The organism is Rhodococcus sp. Eu-32, assembly GCF_003336925.1.
GTDB lineage: Bacteria > Actinomycetota > Actinomycetes > Mycobacteriales > Mycobacteriaceae > Rhodococcoides > Rhodococcoides kyotonensis_B.
The window spans coordinates 606,910-627,967 of sequence record NZ_QGNK01000001.1 but is presented as its reverse complement, the minus strand read 5'-3'; the positions used below and the strand labels follow the sequence as shown (position 1 = coordinate 627,967).

General features: G+C 65.9%; 16 protein-coding genes. 10 read left to right on the top strand and 6 right to left on the bottom strand.

Features of this window, described 5'->3' with window-relative positions:
• Positions 1-6 precede the first annotated feature (6 nt).
• Complete coding sequence (locus tag DK926_RS03110) at positions 7-3,831, top strand: ABC transporter ATP-binding protein (RefSeq protein ID WP_165839485.1); 3,825 nt, start codon at positions 7-9, stop codon at positions 3,829-3,831.
• Positions 3,832-3,942: 111 nt separating this feature from the next.
• Positions 3,943-7,740, top strand: a complete 3,798-nt coding sequence (locus DK926_RS03105) for a multifunctional oxoglutarate decarboxylase/oxoglutarate dehydrogenase thiamine pyrophosphate-binding subunit/dihydrolipoyllysine-residue succinyltransferase subunit (RefSeq protein WP_114328488.1) — start codon at positions 3,943-3,945, stop codon at positions 7,738-7,740.
• Positions 7,741-7,807: 67 nt separating this feature from the next.
• On the opposite strand, the gene DK926_RS03100 is transcribed toward DK926_RS03105, so the two are convergent.
• Entirely contained in the window at positions 7,808-8,440 is a 633-nt protein-coding gene (locus tag DK926_RS03100) for a TetR/AcrR family transcriptional regulator (RefSeq protein WP_114328486.1), read from the bottom strand.
• A gap of 69 nt (positions 8,441-8,509) precedes the next feature.
• Between DK926_RS03100 and DK926_RS03095 the strand changes: the two genes are divergently transcribed.
• Genes DK926_RS03095 through DK926_RS03085 form a run of 3 tightly spaced genes read left to right on the top strand, consistent with a single transcriptional unit; the run spans position 8,510 to position 11,845 of the window.
• Positions 8,510-10,075 carry an NAD(P)/FAD-dependent oxidoreductase gene (locus DK926_RS03095; RefSeq protein ID WP_114328484.1) on the top strand — a complete coding sequence of 522 codons (1,566 nt, stop codon included), beginning with the start codon at positions 8,510-8,512 and terminating at the stop codon, positions 10,073-10,075.
• The gene (locus DK926_RS03090; RefSeq protein ID WP_114328482.1) at positions 10,072-10,902 is read left to right on the top strand and encodes an SDR family NAD(P)-dependent oxidoreductase; all 831 of its coding nucleotides are present in this window, start codon (positions 10,072-10,074) and stop codon (positions 10,900-10,902) included. The genes DK926_RS03095 and DK926_RS03090 overlap by 4 nt, the downstream gene beginning before the upstream one ends.
• A 4-nt stretch (positions 10,903-10,906) precedes the next feature.
• Positions 10,907-11,845 (top strand): alpha/beta hydrolase, encoded by a 939-nt coding sequence (locus DK926_RS03085; protein WP_114328480.1) that lies wholly within the window; start codon positions 10,907-10,909, stop codon positions 11,843-11,845.
• On the opposite strand, the gene DK926_RS03080 is transcribed toward DK926_RS03085, so the two are convergent.
• The gene (locus DK926_RS03080; RefSeq protein WP_243636605.1) at positions 11,801-12,682 is read right to left on the bottom strand and encodes a glycine betaine ABC transporter substrate-binding protein; all 882 of its coding nucleotides are present in this window, start codon (positions 12,680-12,682) and stop codon (positions 11,801-11,803) included. The genes DK926_RS03085 and DK926_RS03080 overlap by 45 nt on opposite strands.
• Before the next feature lie 179 nt (positions 12,683-12,861).
• On the opposite strand from DK926_RS03080, the gene DK926_RS03075 reads away from it, so the two are divergent.
• The 4 genes from DK926_RS03075 (at position 12,862) to DK926_RS03060 (ending at position 16,455) form a co-directional block, all read left to right on the top strand.
• Positions 12,862-13,809 (top strand): ABC transporter substrate-binding protein, encoded by a 948-nt coding sequence (locus DK926_RS03075; protein ID WP_114328478.1) that lies wholly within the window; start codon positions 12,862-12,864, stop codon positions 13,807-13,809.
• 164 nt (positions 13,810-13,973) lie between these two features.
• Positions 13,974-15,083: an ATP-binding cassette domain-containing protein gene (locus DK926_RS03070; protein WP_243636622.1), complete on the top strand. Its 1,110-nt coding sequence runs from the start codon at positions 13,974-13,976 to the stop codon at positions 15,081-15,083.
• A complete protein-coding gene (locus DK926_RS03065) occupies positions 15,083-15,748 on the top strand; it encodes an ABC transporter permease (protein WP_114328474.1) in 666 nt (221 codons plus the stop codon). Before DK926_RS03070 ends, DK926_RS03065 begins: the two co-directional genes overlap by 1 nt.
• Positions 15,745-16,455 (top strand): ABC transporter permease, encoded by a 711-nt coding sequence (locus tag DK926_RS03060; protein WP_114328472.1) that lies wholly within the window; start codon positions 15,745-15,747, stop codon positions 16,453-16,455. Before DK926_RS03065 ends, DK926_RS03060 begins: the two co-directional genes overlap by 4 nt.
• Before the next feature lie 282 nt (positions 16,456-16,737).
• On the opposite strand, the gene DK926_RS03055 is transcribed toward DK926_RS03060, so the two are convergent.
• The 3 genes from DK926_RS03055 to DK926_RS03045 form a co-directional block, all read right to left on the bottom strand.
• On the bottom strand, positions 16,738-17,934 hold the full coding sequence (locus DK926_RS03055; protein ID WP_114328470.1) for an NADP-dependent malic enzyme: 1,197 nt from the start codon (positions 17,932-17,934) through the stop codon (positions 16,738-16,740).
• 190 nt (positions 17,935-18,124) lie between these two features.
• Positions 18,125-18,385 carry a hypothetical protein gene (locus DK926_RS03050; protein ID WP_243636604.1) on the bottom strand — a complete coding sequence of 87 codons (261 nt, stop codon included), beginning with the start codon at positions 18,383-18,385 and terminating at the stop codon, positions 18,125-18,127.
• 3 nt (positions 18,386-18,388) lie between these two features.
• The gene (locus tag DK926_RS03045) at positions 18,389-19,252 is read right to left on the bottom strand and encodes a PHP domain-containing protein (RefSeq protein WP_114328467.1); all 864 of its coding nucleotides are present in this window, start codon (positions 19,250-19,252) and stop codon (positions 18,389-18,391) included.
• Positions 19,253-19,355: 103 nt separating this feature from the next.
• Between DK926_RS03045 and DK926_RS03040 the strand changes: the two genes are divergently transcribed.
• Positions 19,356-20,453 carry a magnesium and cobalt transport protein CorA gene (locus DK926_RS03040; RefSeq protein ID WP_114328466.1) on the top strand — a complete coding sequence of 366 codons (1,098 nt, stop codon included), beginning with the start codon at positions 19,356-19,358 and terminating at the stop codon, positions 20,451-20,453.
• 7 nt (positions 20,454-20,460) lie between these two features.
• On the opposite strand, the gene DK926_RS03035 is transcribed toward DK926_RS03040, so the two are convergent.
• Positions 20,461-21,054 carry a suppressor of fused domain protein gene (locus tag DK926_RS03035; protein ID WP_114328464.1) on the bottom strand — a complete coding sequence of 198 codons (594 nt, stop codon included), beginning with the start codon at positions 21,052-21,054 and terminating at the stop codon, positions 20,461-20,463.
• Positions 21,055-21,058 lie beyond the last annotated feature (4 nt).

Here is a 21,058-nt window from a genome sequence, read left to right as displayed (position 1 = left end):
AGAGCGATGCCAAGGAACGGTAACGACCTACGCGCTGCAGACAGACCGATCGGCTGGATTCGCCGGCTCGGTGCGCAGTGCTGGCTACACCGGAAAACCGCGATCGGCGCCCTGGCGGTCACGATGATCGCCGCTGCCATCGACATCTCGTTCCCCCTGCTGACACGGGTCGCGGTCGACGACGCGGCCGCAGGCGACAACAGCACGATCGTCGTGGTCGCCGCGGCCATCGCTGCACTCGGTGTCGTTCGATTCGGTTGTCAGTTCGGACGTCGGTTCCTCGCCGGCCGACTGTCGATCGACGTGCAACACGACCTGAGGCTGGGCCTTCTCGCATCGCTGCAACGACTGGACGGCCGTGGCCAGGACGACATTCGCACCGGTCAGGTCGTGTCCCGGTCCATCACCGACCTGCAACTCGTGCAGGGCTTGCTCGCGATGGTGCCGCTGTCCGCGGGTGCGCTGCTGCAGTTCTTCCTCGCGCTGGGCGTCATGACGTATCTGTCGCCGCTGCTGACGGTCGTCGCGCTGCTGATCGTGCCCGGAGTGGCCTTCGTCGTGTACCGAATCCGGCCCACTCTGTTCGCGGCCACCTGGTCCGCGCAACAGCGAGCAGCCGATCTCGCGCAGCACGTCGAGGAGACGGTCACCGGTGTGCGCGTCGTGAAGGGGTTCGGCCAGGAATCTCGGTCCGTCGACCGTCTCGAGAGTCTCGGCCGAACGCTGTTCGCCGAACGAATGCGGTCGGCGAAGATCAACTCACGATTCGCACCGTCGATGGCGGCGATCCCGCAGCTCGGACTCGTCGGAGTCATCGCGCTCGGCGGCTACCTCGCGCTGCACGGCCACATCACGATCGGCACGTTCCTTGCGTTCGCGACCTACGTGGCGACGCTGTCGGCCATCACCCGGACGTTGTCGTCCGTCGTCGTCATGGCCCAGCTGTCGCGCGCGGCGGTCGAGCGCGTGTACGAGGTCGTCGACACCGAGCCGTCCGTACCCGAGCCGTCGCATCCCCGACGCCTCCCCGACGGTCCCCTCGGTATCGACCTCGCCGGTGTGACGTTCGGATTCGATCCGCAGCGCGACGTCCTGCAGAAGCTGGATCTCACGGTCGCGCCGGGAGAGAGCGTCGCCGTCGTCGGACATGCGGGTTCGGGCAAGACGGCACTGTCTCTGCTTCTCCCTCGCTTCTACAGCCCGGAATTTGGGTCGGTCGCGCTCACGTCCGACGGCGAGAGGTTCGACGTCGGCGAGATCAGCGCCGAGCAGCTACGCGGAGCCGTCGGGCTCGTGTTCGACGAGCCCTTCCTGTTCTCCGACACGATCGCCGCGAACATCGCGCTGGGCAGGCCCGACGCGTCGGCAGAAGAGATCGAGCGAGCAGCCGTTCTCGCCGAGGCACACGACTTCGTCGTCGAACTGCCCGAGGGCTACGACTCCACCGTCGGCGAGCGTGGCCTGACGCTGTCCGGTGGTCAGCGCCAACGCATCGCGCTCGCGAGGGCTCTGCTGACCGATCCACGCGTCCTGGTTCTGGACGACGCCACCTCCGCCGTCGACGCCGCGACCGAGGCGAAGATCTTCGACGCACTGCGCGCTCAGCGTGACCGGACGACCGTCATCCTCGCGCATCGTCGCTCGACGCTGTCGCTCGCCGATCGCGTCGCGGTGCTCGACGACGGCCGCATCATCGACACGGGAACCGTCGACGAGCTCGACGAGCGGTGTCCTCTGTTCCGAGCACTCCTCGCCGGCGGCGAGTCCGACGACCCCGTGTACGACGAGGACGCCGCGTGCCGCGGATGCGAGCCGAGCGAGGAGACGCTGTGGCCCGCAGTCACACCGTCCGAATCTGCCCGTGCACCGGGCGCCACCGCACCGGGCCGGGGCGGTGGGGGTGCACCGGGCCGGGGTGGCGGGGGTGCAACAGGAGCTCTCGGCAACGTCGCGTCGACGCCCGAGCTGCAGAAGGCCGTCGACGCTCTTCCTCCGGCGACCGAGGACCCGGCGACCGGCGGGCCCGCACTGCGCACCGCCGATCCGCACTTCCGACTCTCACGCCTGCTGAAGCCCGTGCGGTGGCTTCTGACGTTCGTCGTCGTCCTGCTCGCGCTGGATTCGCTGTCGTCGATCGCGTTCCCGTCGATCGTGCGGTACGCCGTCGACTCCGGCGTCGCCCGGGGCGACTCCGGCGCACTGTGGGTGGCCACCGGAGTAGGCGTCGTGCTGGCCGTCGTGGGGTGGTTCGTCATCTGCGCAACGACCGTCGTCACGGCCCGCGCGGGCGAACGCGTGCTGTTCGGTCTTCGCGTGCGTAGCTACGCGCACATCCAGCGTCTCGGCCTCGACTACTACGAACGCGAACTGTCCGGTCGCATCATGACGCGCATGACCACCGACGTCGACGCGCTGTCCTCGTTCATCCAGACAGGCGCGTCGACCGCCGTGGTCAGCCTGATCACCGTCCTCGGCATCTCGGCCGCGTTGCTGATCACCGATCCGACTCTCGGGCTCGTCGCGCTCGCCGTGGTCCCGCCGCTGATCGTGGCCATCCTCGTTTTCCGCAAGGTCTCCTCGGCCGCGTATTCGGCATCCCGTGAGCGCATCTCGGCGGTCAACGCGGATTTCCAGGAGAACATCGCGGGTCTGCGCTCGGCGCAGGCGTACCGGCGCGAGGAGTTCGCCGCCGAACGATTCTCCGAACGTGCCGACCGCTATCGCCGCAGCCGCATGCGCTCTCAACGCGCGATCTCGGTGTTCTTCCCGTTCATCACGTTCCTCTCCGATCTCGCGCTGGCGCTCGTCGTCCTCGTCGGCGCGCATCAGGTCGCGACCGGGGCAACCTCGGCAGGCACGCTCGTCGCGTTCGTGCTGTACCTCGGGTTGCTGTTCGGGCCCATCCAGCAGCTTTCCCAGGTGTTCGACGGCTACCAGCAGGCCAGTGTCGGCGTCCGCCGCATCGGTGATCTTCTGCGCACTCCGAGTTCGATCGAGACCGCGTCGTCGGGTGACGTCGTCGAAATCGAGAACGGGCATCTCCGCAGTGACATTCGTCTCGACGACGTGGGCTTCCGCTATGGCGGTGCGGACACCGAGGCGCTGCGTGAGGTCAATCTCACAATCGAGCACGGTACGACCGTCGCGCTCGTCGGACAGACCGGCGCGGGCAAGTCGACGGTCGTCAAACTGCTTGCCCGGTTCTACGATCCGACGTCCGGATCGGTCCGCGTCGGCGGCACGGATCTTCGGCGCTATCGGCTCGCCGAATACCGAAGCAGGCTGGGCGTCGTGCCGCAGGAAGCGCACCTGTTCACCGGAGACGTCGCGAGCAACATCGCCTACGGAAAGCCCGACGCGAGCCGCGAGCAAATCGAGTCCGCGGCACGAGCCGTCGGCGCGCTCGACACCATCGCTGCACTTCCGAGCGGTATGCACCAGCCCGTCGGCGAGCGAGGGCAAGGTCTGTCGGCCGGGCAGAGGCAACTGATCGCGCTGGCCCGAGCGGAACTCGTCGACCCGGATCTGCTGCTCCTCGACGAAGCGACGGCCACCCTCGACCCGGCCACCGAACGCAAGGTCCTCGCCGCGAGCACTGCCGTCGCACGCAAGCGCACGGCGGTCGTCGTCGCACACCGACTGGCCACCGCGGCACGGGCGGATCTGATCGTCGTCGTCGACGCAGGCCGGATCGTGGAGGTCGGCACACACGCGGATCTGCGGGCCCGAGAGGGCCACTACGCGCGGCTGTGGGATGCGGCCGAAACACGCGGCGGGAATAATCCGATACACCAAGGAGTCGTCAGCAGAGAAGCCGACAGTTACTCGTGAGTACATACCACAGCTATGTCCCGGACGGCGGTAACTCACCGACGAGGTCTAGCCTGGACAAGTACGCGCGCTGATCGGGAACGAAGAGAAGAGAAGAGGCGAACTACTGCCGTGAGCAGCAGCTCTACTACCCAATTCGGACAAAACCAATGGCTGGTCGACGAGATGTACCAGCGATTCAAGGAAGACCCGTCGTCTGTCGACGCGAGTTGGCACGAATTCCTGACCGACTACGACCCGGACGCGCCCGCGGGTGACGACACCGCGTCGGCTCCGAACGGCAGTACAGCGCAGGGCAACGGCAAGACTCCTCCGGCCCCTCCCGCTCCCCCGGCGAAGGCTGCACCGAAGGCAGACGCTCCCAAGGCCGAAGCGCCGAAGACAGCGGCTCCCAAGGCAGAGGCACCCAAGGCGGAGCCGTCCAAGCCCGCTGCGAAGCCCGCTCCCACGGCGAAGCCCGCGACGTCCAAGGCTGCAGGCGCCAATCAGACCGCGGCCCCGGCGAAGCCCGCCGCCACCACGAACGAAGAGTCGAGCAAGGTTCTCCGCGGCGCCGCTGCTGCCGTCGCCAAGAACATGTCCGCGTCGCTGCAGATCCCGACCGCGACCAGCGTTCGTGCGATCCCGGCGAAGCTGATGGTCGACAACCGCCTCGTCATCAACAACCATCTCGCTCGCACGCGCGGCGGCAAGATCTCGTTCACGCACCTGCTCGGCTACGCCATCGTGCAGGCCGTGAAGGCGTTCCCCAACATGAACCGCCACTTCGCCGAGGTCGACGGCAAGCCCAACGCCGTCACCCCCGCGTCGACCAACCTCGGTCTCGCCATCGACCTTCCTGGCAAGGACGGCAACCGCTCGCTCGTCGTCGCCGCGATCAAGAACACGCAGGACCACACGTTCACGCAGTTCTACAACGCGTACGAGGACATCGTCCGTCGTGCACGCGACGGCAAGCTGACGGGTGAGGACTTCCAGGGCGTCACCATCTCGCTGACGAACCCCGGCGGCATCGGCACCGTCCACTCCGTCCCGCGTCTGATGAACGGCCAGGGCGCCATCATCGGTGCAGGTGCCATGGAGTACCCGGCCGAGTTCCAGGGCTCGTCCGACGAGCGCCTCGCCGAACTGGGCGTCGGCAAGCTGATGACGCTGACGTCGACGTACGACCACCGGATCATCCAGGGTGCCGAGTCGGGCGACTTCCTGCGCACGATCCACAAGCTCCTGATCAGCGACGAGTTCTACGACGAGATCTTCCACTCGCTGAAGATCCCGTACGAGCCCATCCGCTGGCGCAAGGATCTGCCCGAGGGCACGGTCGACAAGAACACGCGCGTCCTCGAACTGATCGCGGCGTACCGCAACCGCGGCCATCTGATGGCCGACACGGACCCGTTGCAGTTCACCAAGGACAAGTTCCGGATGCACCCGGATCTCGACGTGATCAGCCACGACCTGACGCTGTGGGACCTCGACCGTGAATTCAAGGTCGGCGGATTCCACGGCAAGGACAAGATGAAGCTGCGGGACGTGCTCAGCGTGCTGCGCGACTCCTACTGCCGCCACGTGGGCGTCGAGTACACCCACATCCTCGAGACCGACCAGGTCGGTTGGCTGCAGGAACGCGTCGAGGCCACACACGTCAAACCGACTGTGGCGCAACAGAAGTACATCCTCAGCAAGCTCAACGCCGCCGAGGCGTTCGAGACCTTCCTGCAGACCAAGTACGTCGGCCAGAAGCGCTTCTCGCTCGAAGGTGCCGAGTCGGTCATCCCGATGATGGACGCCGTCATCGACCAGGCCGCCGAGCACGCCCTCGACGAGGTCGTCATCGGCATGCCGCACCGCGGCCGCCTGAACGTTCTGGCGAACATCGTCGGCAAGCCGTACTCGAAGATCTTCACCGAGTTCGAGGGCAACATGAACCCGGCGGCCGCTCACGGCTCCGGCGACGTGAAGTACCACCTCGGCGCCGAAGGCACCTACATCCAGATGTTCGGCGAGAACGACATCGCCGTCTCGCTGACCGCGAACCCGTCGCACCTCGAGGCCGTCGACCCGGTCCTCGAAGGCCTCGTTCGCGCGAAGCAGGATCTGCTGGACAAGGGACCGGGCGAGGGTGGATTCTCGGTTCTGCCCCTGATGCTCCACGGCGACGCGGCATTCGCGGGCCAGGGCGTCGTGGCGGAAACGCTGAACCTCGCGCTGCTGCGCGGCTACCGCACCGGTGGCACCGTGCACATCGTCGTCAACAACCAGGTCGGCTTCACCACTGCTCCCGAGCACTCGCGCTCGTCCGAGTACTGCACCGACGTCGCGAAGATGATCGGCGCGCCGATCTTCCACGTGAACGGCGACGACCCCGAGGCGTGCGTCCGCGTCGCCCAGCTGGCCGTCGACTTCCGTGAGAAGTTCAACAAGGACGTCGTCATCGACATGATCTGCTACCGCAGGCGTGGCCACAACGAGGGCGACGACCCGTCGATGACGCAGCCGGCGATGTACGACCTGATCGACACCAAGCGCAGCGTTCGCAAGAGCTACACCGAAGCTCTCATCGGCCGCGGTGACATCTCCCTGAAGGAAGCGGAAGACGCACTCCGCGACTACCAGGGCCAGCTCGAACGCGTCTTCAACGAGGTGCGCGAACTCGAGAAGTTCACCCCCGAGCCCAGCGAGTCGGTCGAGCTCGATCAGCAGCTGCCGACCAAGCTGACCACGGCCATCGACAAGTCGATCCTGCATCGCATCGGCGACGCCCACCTCGAGGTCCCCGAAGGCTTCAACGTGCACCCGCGCGTCAAGCCCGTCCTCGAGAAGCGTCGCGAGATGGCGTACGAAGGCAAGATCGACTGGGCCTTCGGCGAGCTGCTCGCTCTCGGATCGCTCGTCGACGAGGGCACGAACATCCGCTTCTCCGGCCAGGACACGCGTCGCGGCACGTTCACGCAGCGTCACTCGGTCATCATCGACCGCAAGACCGGCGCCGAGTACACCCCGCTGCACAACATCGGCAGCGAGAACCCCGGCAAGTTCATGGTCTACGACTCCGCACTCAGCGAGTTCGCGGCCGTCGGCTTCGAGTACGGCTACTCCGTGGGCAACCCGGACGCACTCGTCATGTGGGAGGCGCAGTTCGGCGATTTCGTCAACGGAGCCCAGTCGATCATCGACGAGTTCATCTCGTCCGGTGAGGCCAAGTGGGGACAGCTGTCCGACGTCGTGCTGCTGCTGCCGCACGGCCACGAAGGCCAGGGACCGGACCACACGTCCGGCCGTATCGAGCGCTTCCTGACGCTGTGCGCCGAGGGTTCGATGACCGTCGCCGTTCCGTCGACGCCTGCGAACTACTTCCACCTGCTGCGTCGTCACGCACGCGATGGAATCCGTCGTCCGCTCGTCGTCTTCACTCCGAAGTCGATGCTGCGCAACAAGGCCGCGGTGTCCAACATCGAGGACTTCACCGACGGCAAGTTCCACTCGGTATTCGACGAGCCGACCTACGACACCGGCACCGGCGATCGCAGCAAGGTCAAGCGCGTCCTCATGGTCAGCGGCAAGCTCTACTACGAGCTGCTGGCGCGTAAGCAGAAGGACGGTCGCGACGACGTCGCCATCGTGCGTATCGAGCAGCTCTACCCGGTTCCGACGCGTCGGATCACCGAGGCGATCAAGAGCTACCCGAACGCCACCGAGTTCCGCTGGGTCCAGGAGGAGCCGGCCAACCAGGGTGCGTGGCCGTTCTTCGGCCTCGCGATGCCGGAACTCATGCCCGACGTGCTCAGCAACATCAAGCGCATCTCGCGTCGTGCCATGTCGGCCCCGTCCTCGGGTTCGAGCAAGGTCCACGCCGTGGAGCAGCTGGAGATCATCGACGAGGCCTTCTCGGGCGTCGGCGAGGACTGACAGTCACTTCTCGGAGCGAATGGCGCCTTCGGTCACTCACAGTGACCGAAGGCGCCATTCGGCGTTTCTAGGAACCTGCGCCCAGCAGCGTCGCGATCATCGTCGGCGCCAGGGCGACGGCGGGGAGCGCACCGACTTCGAGGTCGATCAGCTCGTCGCGCGTGATCTTCGGGTCCTGCAGCCACGAGATGGTGGCTTCCTCTACGAACGCGATCCAGCCGCGGACGGCGAGTTCGGTGGTCGGATTCGCGTCGACGTCGAGTTTGTAAAGATTCGCGACGGTCCGCTCGGCCATGGCACTGCGGGTCTCCTCGAACACCGCACGCATGTCGGGGTCGCCCGTCGCCGATCCCCGCAGCAGGGAAATGAACGTCTCCCGGTTCTCGGTGACGTAGTCGACGTAGTTCGCGATGGAGTCACGCAGGATCTCGTACGGTTCGAGGCTCGTGTCCGGCGCGGTGCGTTCGAGCATTTCCCGGCTCGCTTCACGCACGATGGCCAGGTGGAAGTCCTGTTTCGACGAGAAGTAGTGAAATAGCAGCCCTCGGGATACGCCCGCCTGGTCGGCGATGTCTTCCACCGACACCTGTTCGAGAGGACGCTCGGACAGCATCTCGGTGCCCAGAGAGATCAACTGCGCACGACGCTCCTCGGGACTCATGCGCGTCCGCTTCACCACTGCGTTGTTCACACTCGCCATGAGACCAGCCTACTGAATGGTAGTCAATAACTATTGACTCACACTCAACAAGCTCTTACGCTCACTTGCATGAGTCTTTCGGTAACAGATACTTCCGAGCGCGTGACGGCGCCGCGCCAAGTCGACACCGTGATCATCGGCAGTGGATTCGCCGGTCTGGGTGCCGCGATCAAGCTGGCGCAGAAGGGCAAGAGGAACTTCCTCGTCCTCGAGCGCGGCACCGACGTCGGTGGCACCTGGCGCGACAACACGTACCCAGGTGCGGCGTGCGACGTGCCGTCGCACCTGTACTCGTACTCGTTCGCGCTCAACCCGGACTGGTCTCGGTCGTTCTCGACCCAGCCGGAGATTCAGAAGTACATCTCGGCCGTCGCGCGTAAGTACGACGTTCTCGATCGGCACGTGTTCGGTTCCGACGTCAAGACCGTCGTCTGGAACGACGACACGAACCGGTGGGACATCACGGCCACCACGGGCGAATACTCGGCCAAGGTCGTCGTCACCGCTGTCGGCGCACTGTGCGAGCCGAACCTGCCCGACATCAAGGGCATCCAGAACTTCCAGGGCGACATCTTCCACTCGGCACAGTGGAACCACGACGTGTCGCTCGAAGGCAAGCGCGTCGCCGTCATCGGAACCGGAGCGTCGGCCATCCAGATCGTGCCGTCCATCGCCGACAAGGTGTCGCACCTCGACATCTACCAGCGCACTGCACCGTGGATCCTCCCGCGATTCGACCGCGAGTACACCGCACTCGAGAAGTTCGCGTTCAAGCGCATCCCCGGATTCCAGCGCCTGTCGCGCACCGGCATCTACGCCGCCCGCGAGACGCAGGTCGTCGGCCTCGCAAAGCAGCCGGCACTGATGAAGATCGTCGAGGTCATCGCGAAGCAGCAGATCAACAAGGGCATCAAGGACAAGGCCCTGCGCAAGAAGGTCACACCGAACTTCCGCATCGGCTGCAAGCGCATGCTGATCTCCAACGCGTACTACCCCGCCCTCGACCGCCCGAACGTCGACGTCGTCACCGACGGCATCGCGGAGGTCAAGGCGGGCTCGATCGTCACGAAGGACGGAACCGAGCGCGAGATCGACTCGCTCGTCGTCGCCACCGGTTTCCACGTCACCGACTCGCCGGCGTACCAGGGCATCTTCGGCAAGGGTGGCAAGACGCTGGCCCAGACGTTCGAGGAAGAGGGACAGCAGGGCTACAAAGGCTCCGCGGTCGCGGGCTTCCCCAACATGTTCTTCCTCGTCGGACCCAACACTGGTCTCGGCCACACGTCGATGGTCTACATGATCGAGTCGCAGCTCAACTACGTCATCGATGCCATCGACACGATCGACAAGCACGACATCGGCACCATCGAGGTGCGCAAGGACGTGCAGGACGAGTACAACGCCGACCTACAGGACAGGATGGCGAAGAGCGTCTGGATGAACGGCGGCTGCGCCAGCTGGTACCTCGACAAGCACGGCAACAACACGACGCTGTGGCCGGACTTCACGTTCCGCTTCCGTCAGCTGACCAAGAGGTTCGACCTGGCGGCGTACCGTAGCGTCGCAGTATCGGATCTTCCCACCCCGGTCGGTGATGTCGTCGCCGACTCCGAGAGCAAGGTAGCCGTACAGTGAGCGCTTTCGCAGGCAAGGTCGCCGTCGTCACGGGAGCCGGGTCCGGCATCGGACGTGCACTCGCACTGAATCTGGCCCAGCGTGGGGCCAAGCTCGCATTGTCCGACGTCGACGTCGCCGGGCTCGCAGAGACGGTCCGCCAGGTCGAGGCACTCGGCGGCGAGGTCGAATCGCAGTTCCTCGACGTGACGCAGCGCGAGACCGTACTCGACTACGCAGAGACCGTGAAAGCGCGTTTCGGCAAGGTCAACCAGATCTACAACAACGCCGGAATCGCCTACCACGGTGATGTCGAGAATTCGTCGTTCAAGGACATCGAGCGCATCGTCGACGTCGACTTCTGGGGAGTCGTCAACGGCACGAAGGCATTTCTGCCGCTCCTGCAGGAGTCGGGCGACGGGCACGTCGTCAACATCTCCAGCCTGTTCGGGCTCCTCGCGATGCCGTCGCAGGCCGCCTACAACGCCGCGAAGTTCGCGGTACGTGGCTTCAGCGAGGCGCTGCGAATGGAACTGCTGATCTCCAAGGCACCGGTGAAGATGACCGTCGTCCATCCCGGCGGCATCAAGACCGCCATCGCACGCAACGCCACCGTCGCGGAGAACTACGACCAGGCGTCCGTCGCGAAGTTCTTCGACGCCAAGCTGGCGAAGACCACACCCGACCAAGCGGCCAAGACCATTCTGAAGGGCGTCGAGAAGGGCAAGGGCCGCGTTCTCATCGGTTCGGACGCCATCGCGTTGGACCTCTTCCAACGGATTACCGGGTCGAAGTATCAGCGGGTGGTCGCCACCATCTCCAACCGCGTCATGCCCAGAAAGAAGTAGGACGATGAAGTCCTTCTACCTGCCCCTCCCGGTGGTCGCCGCGGCGCTGAAACCGTTCTACCGGTTGGCGCTCGACGCCCGGTTGCCGGTCTCGGTGCAGCGCCGGATCCTCGATCTGGCCGCGCCGCTGCAGACCATGCCCGACGGCGCCGTCAGCCTGAAGACGACCCTCGCGGGGCGTCCCGCCGAGCGGATCACCGTCGGGGCAACCGAGCGAAACACGGCCGTGTTGTACTTGCACGGTGGTGCGTACACGATCGGATCGATCGCGACGCACCGCTCGCTCGCGGCACACCTCGCGCGCGAATCAGCCAGTGCCGTTTACGTTCTCGACTACCGTCTGGCGCCCGAGAACCCGTATCCCGCCGGCCTGAACGACGCGGTCGCAGCGTTCCGCGAACTCGTCAAGGCACACGGATACTCACCGGACAGGATCGCCATCGCCGGTGATTCCGCGGGTGGCGGGCTGACCGTCGCAACGGCGCGGCATCTCGTCGACGACGGCGTGAAACCCGCTGCGCTCGGCCTCATCTCACCGTGGGTCGACCCCGGTGCACGCGACGCGCCGTTTCCCCGGGACATCGTCGTCAACACCGCGTGGTCCTTCGCGGCCGCGGAGGCCTACCTGGGCGACGGGGATCCCCTCGATCAGGGATTCGCGCCGCTGCACGGAGACCTGTCCGGCCTCCCGCCCATCGTCATGCACGTCGGCAAGGCCGAGGTGCTCTACTCGCAGATCGTGGATTTCCACGACCGGCTCCTGACGTCGGGCAACGAAGTCGAGTACGTCGAATACGAGAAGCTGTGGCACGTCGCGCATCTGCAGACCTCGATTCTGCGCGAAGCCGCCGAAGCAACCCGCCACCTCGGCGCGTTCCTCGGGGCGCGCCTGCGGTCGTCAGAGGTTGTGCTCCCCGAGCCAACGAGCAGCGACATCGCCTGACGACGCACCACCGCGGACCTCGCCGATCATGTCGGCGAGGTCCGCTGTCGTCAGCTCCCCTGCCACGACTGAAAACGACCGAATCTCGCTGTCGCTCAACACTCCGTCACGAAAAAGCGGTACGACGTTTCGAGCCGCGAACACCTCGTCCGTATCCGTCAGCGCCGTAAGGTCTTTCGTACCGGGGCCTGCCGACGCCGTTCGGATGATCCCGACCTGGGCCGAACCGTCGGCCAGCGCGTCGACGACACTTTCGTCGTCGGTCACCGTGTCGACGGACCCGAACGTGCAGCCGTAGCGCTGGGCCAGAACGTCCACCGCGGACGCGTCGGCCTCGGTGACGACGAGCGTCGAAGCGCCGCAGCCGGATGCGATGTCCGCCGCCGCGGTCGCGTCGGCGAAGGGACCGGACGTCGTGACCGCGACGGCCTGCCTGTCCTCGGCCGTCGCGTAGTCCGTCACCGAAAGTCCCGCGGGCAAGGCCTTGTTCAGGTCGACGAACACGTCGTCGGCGCCGGTCGCGGTCGACGTGGAGTCGAACGAGACCAACAACTCGCCCGTGAGCTCCGGTACGACGTCGACATCGCCCTTGTCGAGCGCGGCGAGATAGTCGGAGCGATCGCCGATTCGCGTCTCCGTGCGGACGTCCGCTCCCACCGAGCGCAACGCTCCGGCGTAGATCTCGGCCACGAGTTCGTCGCGGACGTCGTCACCCGACCCGACGACGATCGGCGACTGTTGTTCCGTCCCTCCGCACGCCACCGCGAGACAGGACAACAGAACGGACAGCGACACGACGACGGGCGCTCGCAGGCCACGCACTTTCACGAACAACACTCCACTCCTACTGCACTGTGTCGGTGGTCGGGTTTACGGTTCTCGCACGCTGGGAAAAAAGGGGCGAACGAGATGATCACCGGGGCAACCTCAAGGCTAAGCTAGCCCCGATCACCATCGGTGAGCGTCGAGGCACCCACCCGGGCCGGTTCACACGCTGGAACAGATGGAAGGAACCCATGAACATCACCCGTACCACGCGCGCCTTGGCTGCGCTCACATTGTCGGCCCTGGCTTTGACCGCGTGCGGCGGCAATTCCGATCCACTGTCCAGCGGCGGCGGTGAAAGCAACGACGACCCGAACTCCATCATCGTCGGTTCGGCCAACTTCACCGAGTCGGAGACCATCGCCAACATCTATGCCGAGGTGCTGCGCATCAACGGTTTCGACGTGAGCACCACCCTCAACATTGGAAGCCGCGAGGCGTACATCCCGGCGGTCAAGGACGGGTCGATCGATCTGATCCCCGACTACACCGGCAACCTGCTGCAGTACCTCGACCCCGAAGCGACGGCAACCTCCGCCGAGGACGTCGAAGCCGCGCTTCCCGACGCACTCGGCTCCGAGCTGGCCATCACCGAGCCTGCACCCGCGGAGGACAAGGACGCCATCGTCGTCACCCGCGAGACGGCCGAGCGGTGGAATCTGAAGACCATCGCCGACCTTGCACCTCACTCGGCCGAGATCAGCATCGGCGCACCGCCCGAATTCCAGGAACGCGCGTACGGGCTGCCCGGCTTGAAGACCAACTACGGCGTCGACATCGACCCGAGCAAGTTCGTCCCGATCGCCGACGGCGGTGGCCCGGCAACCGTGGCCGCTCTCGCCGAAGGTCAGGTCACGGCTGCGGACATCTTCTCGACGTCGGCGTCCATCGCGGAGAACGACTTCGTCGTGCTCGAGGATCCCAAGTTCAACTTCGCAGCGCAGAACGTGGTGCCGGTGATCAACGCCGGCAAGAATTCCGACAAGCTCACCGAGGTTCTGAACGCGATCTCGGCCAAGCTGACCACCGAGGGATTGCTGGCGCTCAACCAGTCCGTGTCCGGTGACACGAAGACAGAACCCGCCGCGGCAGCGAAGCAGTGGGTAGAGGAACAGGGACTGAGCACGCCCGTCAGCTGAGACCACCTCTGCCGACACACTTTCCGACCGATCGGAGCGCTCCACCCGTGATCACGTTCGAGAACGTCACCAAGCAGTATCCCGACGTAAAGGGTCGTTCCGCAGGCTCCACTCCCGGCGTCAGGGGTCGTTCCGCAGGCTTCACTCCCGGCGGCACCACTGCGGTGGACACGTTGAACCTGCGGATCGAACCGGAGTCGTTCACGGTCTTCGTCGGGCCGTCCGGCTGCGGCAAGACCACGTCGATGCGCATGATCAACCGAATGATCACACCGACGTCGGGCGTCATCACGGTGGACGGAAAGAACATCGCCGACACCGATGCCGTGGCACTGCGCCGCGGCATCGGCTACGTCATCCAGAGCGCCGGACTGCTCCCCCACCGAACCGTCGTCGACAATGTGGCGACGGTTCCGGTGCTGCGCGGCGAATCCCGTCGATCCGCGCGCAAAGCCGCGTTGACCGTGTTGGAGCGGGTCGGTCTCGATCCGGCGATGGCCTCGCGATACCCGGCCCAGTTGTCGGGCGGACAGCAGCAACGCGTAGGCGTCGCACGAGCACTCGCAGCCGATCCGCCGATTCTGCTGATGGACGAGCCGTTCAGCGCCGTCGACCCCGTCGTGCGCGAAGATCTGCAGACCGAGATGCTGCGCCTGCAGGCCGAATTGAAGAAAACCATCGTCTTCGTGACACACGACATCGACGAGGCAGTGCGGCTCGGCGATCGGATCGCCGTGTTCGGCACCGGCGGCCGTTTGCAGCAGTACGACCGGCCCGAGGTCGTACTCGCTTCTCCTGCAACGGATTTCGTGGCGTCGTTCGTCGGACGCGATCGGGGGTACCGCGGCCTGTCGTTCCGGACCGCAGACACCGTTCCGCTGCACGACATCGAGACATCCACCGCGGACAACCTGAAGAACCTTCGGCTCGAACAGGGCCAGTGGGTCCTCGTGGTCACCGACGCGAACACGCCCCTCGGGTGGATCGACGTCACCGGCGTCGAGGGCATCCGCGCGGGCGACACCGTCGAGCGGAGCACCGCTGCCGGCGGGTCGCTGTTCACCGTCGGCGGAGATCTCCGACTGGCGCTCGACGCGGCCATCTCGTCACCGTCGGGCATCGGTGTCGCCGTCGACGACCAGGGTCGTGTCGCAGGTGGCATCGACGGATCCGAGGTGCTGGAACACCTTGCAGCGCAACGTAGAGCCGAGGACCAGGACCGCAACAAGCACTACTTCGGCGACGCCCCGCTCGTCGGGGACGGGCTTCGCTGATGCGGTGGCTCGTCGACAACTTCGACGTCGTCCTCGATCTGACCGAGACCCACCTGTATCTCTCGCTCGTTCCACTGCTGATCGGACTGGTCGTCGCGGTGCCGGTCGGAACGTTGATACGAAACGTGTCGTGGGTTCGTCGAATCACGTTGACCGCGGCCAGCATTGCGTTCACCATCCCGTCGTTGGCATTGTTCGTCACCATTCCGGCGATTATCGGGACGCGGGTACTCGATTCCGTCAACGTCGTCATCGCGCTCGCGGTGTACTCGACGGCCCTGCTCGTCCGCGCAGTACCGGAGGCGCTGGATTCCGTACCGGCTGCCGTCGTCGACTCCGCCGAGGCAATGGGCTACACCCCGCTGCGTCGAGCGCTCGGCGTCGAACTGCCTCTGGCTCTACCCGTCCTCGTCGCGAACGTGCGCGTCGTCGCGGTCACCAACATCTCGATGGTGTCCGTCGGATCGGTCATCGGTATCGGCGGTCTCGGCCAGTTGTTCACCCAGGGCTATCAACGTGACTATCCGGACCAGATTCTCGCCGGCATCATCTCGATAGTGTTCCTCGCCTTGGTCTTCGACGCGGCGCTGTACTTCGTGGGCCGTCGACTCACGCCGTGGACGCGCCTCGGGACGGCACCTGCGAAGCGGAAGGCCGCCAAGTGAACATCTTCTCCGGAGCATTCTCGTACATATTCGACGCCGCGAACTGGCAGGGCAGCACCGGAATCGGCGCGCGCATTCTCGAACACGTCTGGTACAGCCTGCTGGCCGTCGTTGTCTCGGCAGCGATCGCCGTTCCGATCGGACTGATCATCGGCCACGTCCGTCGTGGTGAAGTTGCCGTCGTCGGACTCGTCAATGCGCTGCGTTCGCTGCCGACGCTGGGTGTACTCGTCTTCCTGGTGTTGCTGATCGGTCTGGGGCTCGTGCCGCCGATCCTCGCGCTCGTCCTGCTCGGCATTCCTCCGTTGCTCGCCGGAACGTACGCCGGTATCGCGAATGTCGACGACAACGTGGTCGACGCCGCCCGAGCAATGGGTATGACCGAGCTGCAGGTGCTGTTCCGGGTCGAGGTGCCCAATGCGCTGCCGCTGATCCTCGGAGGCCTGCGCAACTCGACGCTGCAGGTGATCGCAACCGCAACCGTCGCCGCGTACGTGAACCTCGGCGGGCTCGGCCGCTACATCTTCGACGGTCTCGCGCTCTACCAGTACGACCGAGTCCTCGTCGGCGCCATCCTCGTCGCGGTGCTCGCTCTGGTGATCGACGGCCTGCTCGCCCTCGCCGTGTACGCCTCGGTCCCGGGGACCGGCCGATTCCGCCGGCCGACCCAGTTCGGACCGAGGGCGTCCCGTGCTCACTCTGAGTGACCGAATGTCACCCTCGCTCCCAGCCCAGCCCGGGCAGTTCGGACCGAAGGCGCCCCGTGCTCACTCTGAGTGACCGAATGTCACCCTCGCTCCCGGCCCAGCCCGGGCAGTTCGGACCGAGGGCGCCCCGTGCTCACTCTGAGTGACCGAATGTGACATTCGGTCCCGAGCGGGGGGCGGTCCCGAGCGGGGGGCGGTCCCGAGCAGGAGCGGCCCCGGATACGAAAGCACCCCGAGCCGTAGCCCTGTTGGGGGCGGCTCGGGGTGCTTCCCCCTACTGTCCTACGCGACGCCTTCTGCTCGCGCTGCTGCCGCAACTGCGTCCGCAACGGCCGGGGCGACACGCGGGTCGAGTGGGCTCGGGACAATTTTGTCCGTCGCCAACTCGTCGCCGAGAACCGAGAGGATTGCCTCGGCAGCGGCGAGCTTCATGCCTTCGGTGATGCGGCGTGCTCCGGCGTCGAGTGCGCCCTTGAACACGCCGGGGAAGGCGAGCACATTGTTGATCTGGTTCGGGAAGTCACTGCGTCCGGTAGCGACGATCGACGCGTACTGCGCCGCGCGGTCCGGGTGGATTTCCGGGTCCGGGTTGGACAGAGCGAAGACGATCGACTCGGGCGCCATGGACGCGATGTAGGTTTCGTCGATCTGGCCGGCCGAAACACCGAGGAACACGTCCGCTCCGGCGAGCGCATCAGCCGCAGTTCCGGTGACGCCGCGGGGGTTGGTGCGGGCCGCGAGCTCGGTCTTGACGATGTTCAGGTCGGCGCGATCGGCGGAGACGACGCCCTTCGAGTCGAGCACGACGACGTCGGACACGCCCGCGGCGAGAAGAATGTTCGCGCACGCGACGCCTGCCGCGCCTGCACCCGAGATGACGACCCTCAGTCCTGCGGTGTCACGGCCCTGCACCTTCGCTGCACCGTTGAGGGCAGCGAGGACGACGATGGCGGTGCCGTGCTGATCGTCGTGCATGACCGGGCAGTCCAAGGCTTCGATGACGCGTCGCTCGATCTCGAAGCAGCGAGGGGCCGAGATGTCCTCGAGGTTGACCGCGCCGAAGCTGTGGCGCAGACGCACGATGGTCTCGACGATCTCGTCGACATCGCCTGTGTCGAGGACGATCGGGATGGAATTGAGTCCGGCGAAGTTCTTGAACAGCGCTGCCTTGCCTTCCATGACGGGAAGCGATGCGCGCGGGCCGATGTCGCCGAGGCCGAGGACGGCGGACCCGTCGGTGACGACGGCGACGAGACGGTCGGTCCAGGTGTACTGCTTGGCCAGCGCATCGTCCTGCGCGATGGCGCGGGACACCTGGGCAACACCGGGCGTATAGGCGATGGACAGGTCGCGCTGCGTCTCGAGGGGTGTAGTCAGCTCGACGGAGAGCTTTCCACCGACGTGTCCGAGGAAGATTTCCTCCTCGGTGATGGCAGACAGATCAGCGGAGTTGTTGGTCGGTTGCGTCACAGTCGTCACGTTAATAGCTCCTCAGGAAAATTCATCTCTCTCGGCGACGCGCGACGCGTCGAAGAGATGATTCGAAAGAAGATGTCTCGGTGCGCGCCTTGGGTGGCTGCGTCTACCGAAAAACTTCGATGACGTGAGGCGGGTGAGCCGTCACGAACGAACGTGGCGCTGTAGCGCGCATGATCCCGGACAGCCTACGTCAGCCCCACCACTGAGTCCACAACAGCACCCCCGCGAGGGCGAACACCAGCAGCGATGCGATCACCGAGACAGCGCGTGACCGATGGTCGGCGATGCGCTGGAGGACGATCGCGACGATCGCAGCCCCGATGTGCGATGCCACCGACACCGTGCCGGGTCCAGGAAATCCTCGTTGACTTCCCAGATACTGCGTGCCGATGACCACGACGGCCAACACGACGAGTCCCGCCGTGACTGCTCCACTCAGACCCCGAAGCAACCGTCATCCTCCTGTGGTGGTCGTGACTCGCGCGTCGGACTGCGCGACGAGCCGTTCGTACTGATCCACGGCGGTGGTGTGTTCACCGAGCCGCAGCGTCTTGTTGTCGCCGTGGTAATCCGAGGATCCGGTGACGACGAGATCGAGTTCCTCGGCCAGCTCGCGCAGGACACGCGTGTCGTTCTCGTCGTGGTCGGCGTGTTCGACTTCGAGTCCGTCGAGTCCGAGAGGGACGAGGTCACGAATGTGCGCGAGGTCGAGCAGCCGTCCGCGAGTTCGCGCTCGTGCATGCGCGACGACGCTGACGCCTCCTGCCGCGCGAATCATCTCGACGGCCGTGTCGAGCGGCGTGTCGATCTTCGCGACGTAGTACGGGCTGTCGGTCTTCAGCGGGCCGTCGAACGCTTCCTGCACGGACGCGACGGCACCCGCGTCGACGAGTGCGCGTGCGAGGTGCGGCCTTCCCGCCGACTCCCCCGTCGCCGCGAGAATCGCGTCGGGCTCGATCATCGGATAGTCGACGGCGAGACGCTCGGCCATGACGCGGATGCGGGCGACGCGTTCGGCACGCAGCCTGCGTCGTTCGGCGGCGAACACCGGATCCTCGGGGTCGAACAGATACGCGAGCAGGTGCACCGCGACGGGAGCGCCGTCCTCGCCGCGTCCCTCGCACGACATCTCCATCCCGCGGACGAGCGTCAGGCCGACGCGGTCCGCCTCGTCGGCGGCGTCGTCCCACCCCGCGGTGGTGTCGTGATCGGTCAGTGCGACGACGTCGAGACCCGCCTCGGCGGCGGCCCGCACCAACTCGGCGGGACTGTCGGTGCCATCGGACACGCGAGAATGGGTATGGAGGTCGATACGCACGAGTGCCAGTGTCTCAGGCGCCCGAGCCGTACATCTGTCAGGCGTACAGTTGCGCGTCGCGCGCCCCGGACCCGCGCCCGCTCGACACGAAAGAGAGCAGCCCATGCCATCGCTACCACCACGGCCGTCGCTACCGTCGCTGCATTCTCTTCGACCGGCCTCTCGCGGACAGGCGAGCGGGCCGAAGGTGCCTGTTCCGACGGCTCGCGCGATCGTCGACTGTGCCGTCTACGTCGACGGTCACCGGCTGCCGGGCAGGTTCACGCATTCGGCCGCGATTGCCGAAGTCCGGGGGCGCGGTGAGGGCTTCGTCTGGATCGGCCTGCACGCTCCCGACGAGGGCCAGATGACCGGCGTCGCCGAGCATTACGGCTTGCACGAACTCATGGTGGAGGATGCCGTTCAGGCCCACCAGCGACCCAAGTTGGAGCGGTACGACGACATCGCCGTCCTGGTCCTGCGCACGGTCAGCTACGTCGAGCACGAGTCGGTGACGACGGCCAACGAGATCGTGGAAACCGGAGAGATCATGGTCTTCCTCGGGCGCGATTTCGTGCTGACGGTTCGGCACGGCGAACACTCGGGATTGTCCGGGGTCCGACGCGACCTCGAAGAGAACCCGGAGCGTCTGGCTCTCGGGCCGTCGGCGGTGCTGCACGCCGTCGCCGATCATGTCGTCGACCAGTATCTCGCGGTGACGTCGTCGATCGAACGCGACGTCGACGTCATGGAGGAGGAGGTCTTCTCCCCCGCTCACCATGTGCCGATCGAGAACATCTACATGCTCAAGCGAGAAGTCGTCGAACTACGGCGCTCGGTCAGCCCGTTGTCGACGCCGCTGAGCCAGCTCGTCCAGAGCGCCGACACGCCGGTCCCGAAAGCCGTGCGACGGTACCTGCGCGACGTGCTGGACCACCACACGACCGTCGCCGATCGGGTCGCGGAATTCGACGAGGTGCTCAGTTCCCTCGTCGACGCGGCGCTGGCTCGCGTGACGATGCAGCAGAACATGGACATGCGCAAGATCTCCGCGTGGGTCGCGATCGCCGCGGTACCGACGATGGTCGCGGGCATCTACGGCATGAACTTCGACAACATTCCCGAACTGCACTGGACGTACGGCTACTACCTCGTCCTGGGGGTGGTCACGCTGTTCTGCGGAGGCCTGTTCAGGACCTTTCGCCGCAATCACTGGCTCTGACGCACGACTACAGCGTCACGGCCGATCGGTTCGGGTCGCGGACGTCGACGCCAGCCTCGGCCCAGGCCTCGCGCAAGGCGTCGGCTCCGCGTAGACGCACCCACGCCGCTTCGGTTCCGGTGAGCGGTACGACCGACAGGAAGCGCACCGGATCCGCCGGTTCGGGCAGGGCGAGGTCGGCGACGTCGCTCGCACCGAGCAGGACCGCGGTGAACGGCGCGTTCACCCACAAGGGTTCACCGAGGTCGAGAAGTGCATCCTCGACGAGCACGAGCCCCTCCACCGCAGGCGACGCGGCCAACACCGCGAGCGTCTTGTGCACTCCCGACGCGACTCCCGCGCCCCCGACGAGCGTCAGGATCAGCTCGGCCCGTGGGCCGCGGTTCGGGTCCGCGACGAGCTCGTTCGGGTCGGCCATCGGGTGCCGGGAGCAGCCGAGCGTCGCGTAACGAATCAGGTCGTCGCTGGTGCCGGCGAAACGCAACACGTCGAGGGGTTCGAGCCCGAGGAACGTCACCGACGCCGACGAGGGACTCTCGTCCCCGATCTCGGCGATGAGGTGTGCGCGTACGGACGGGATCACATCGCTCACGAAGTACATCCAA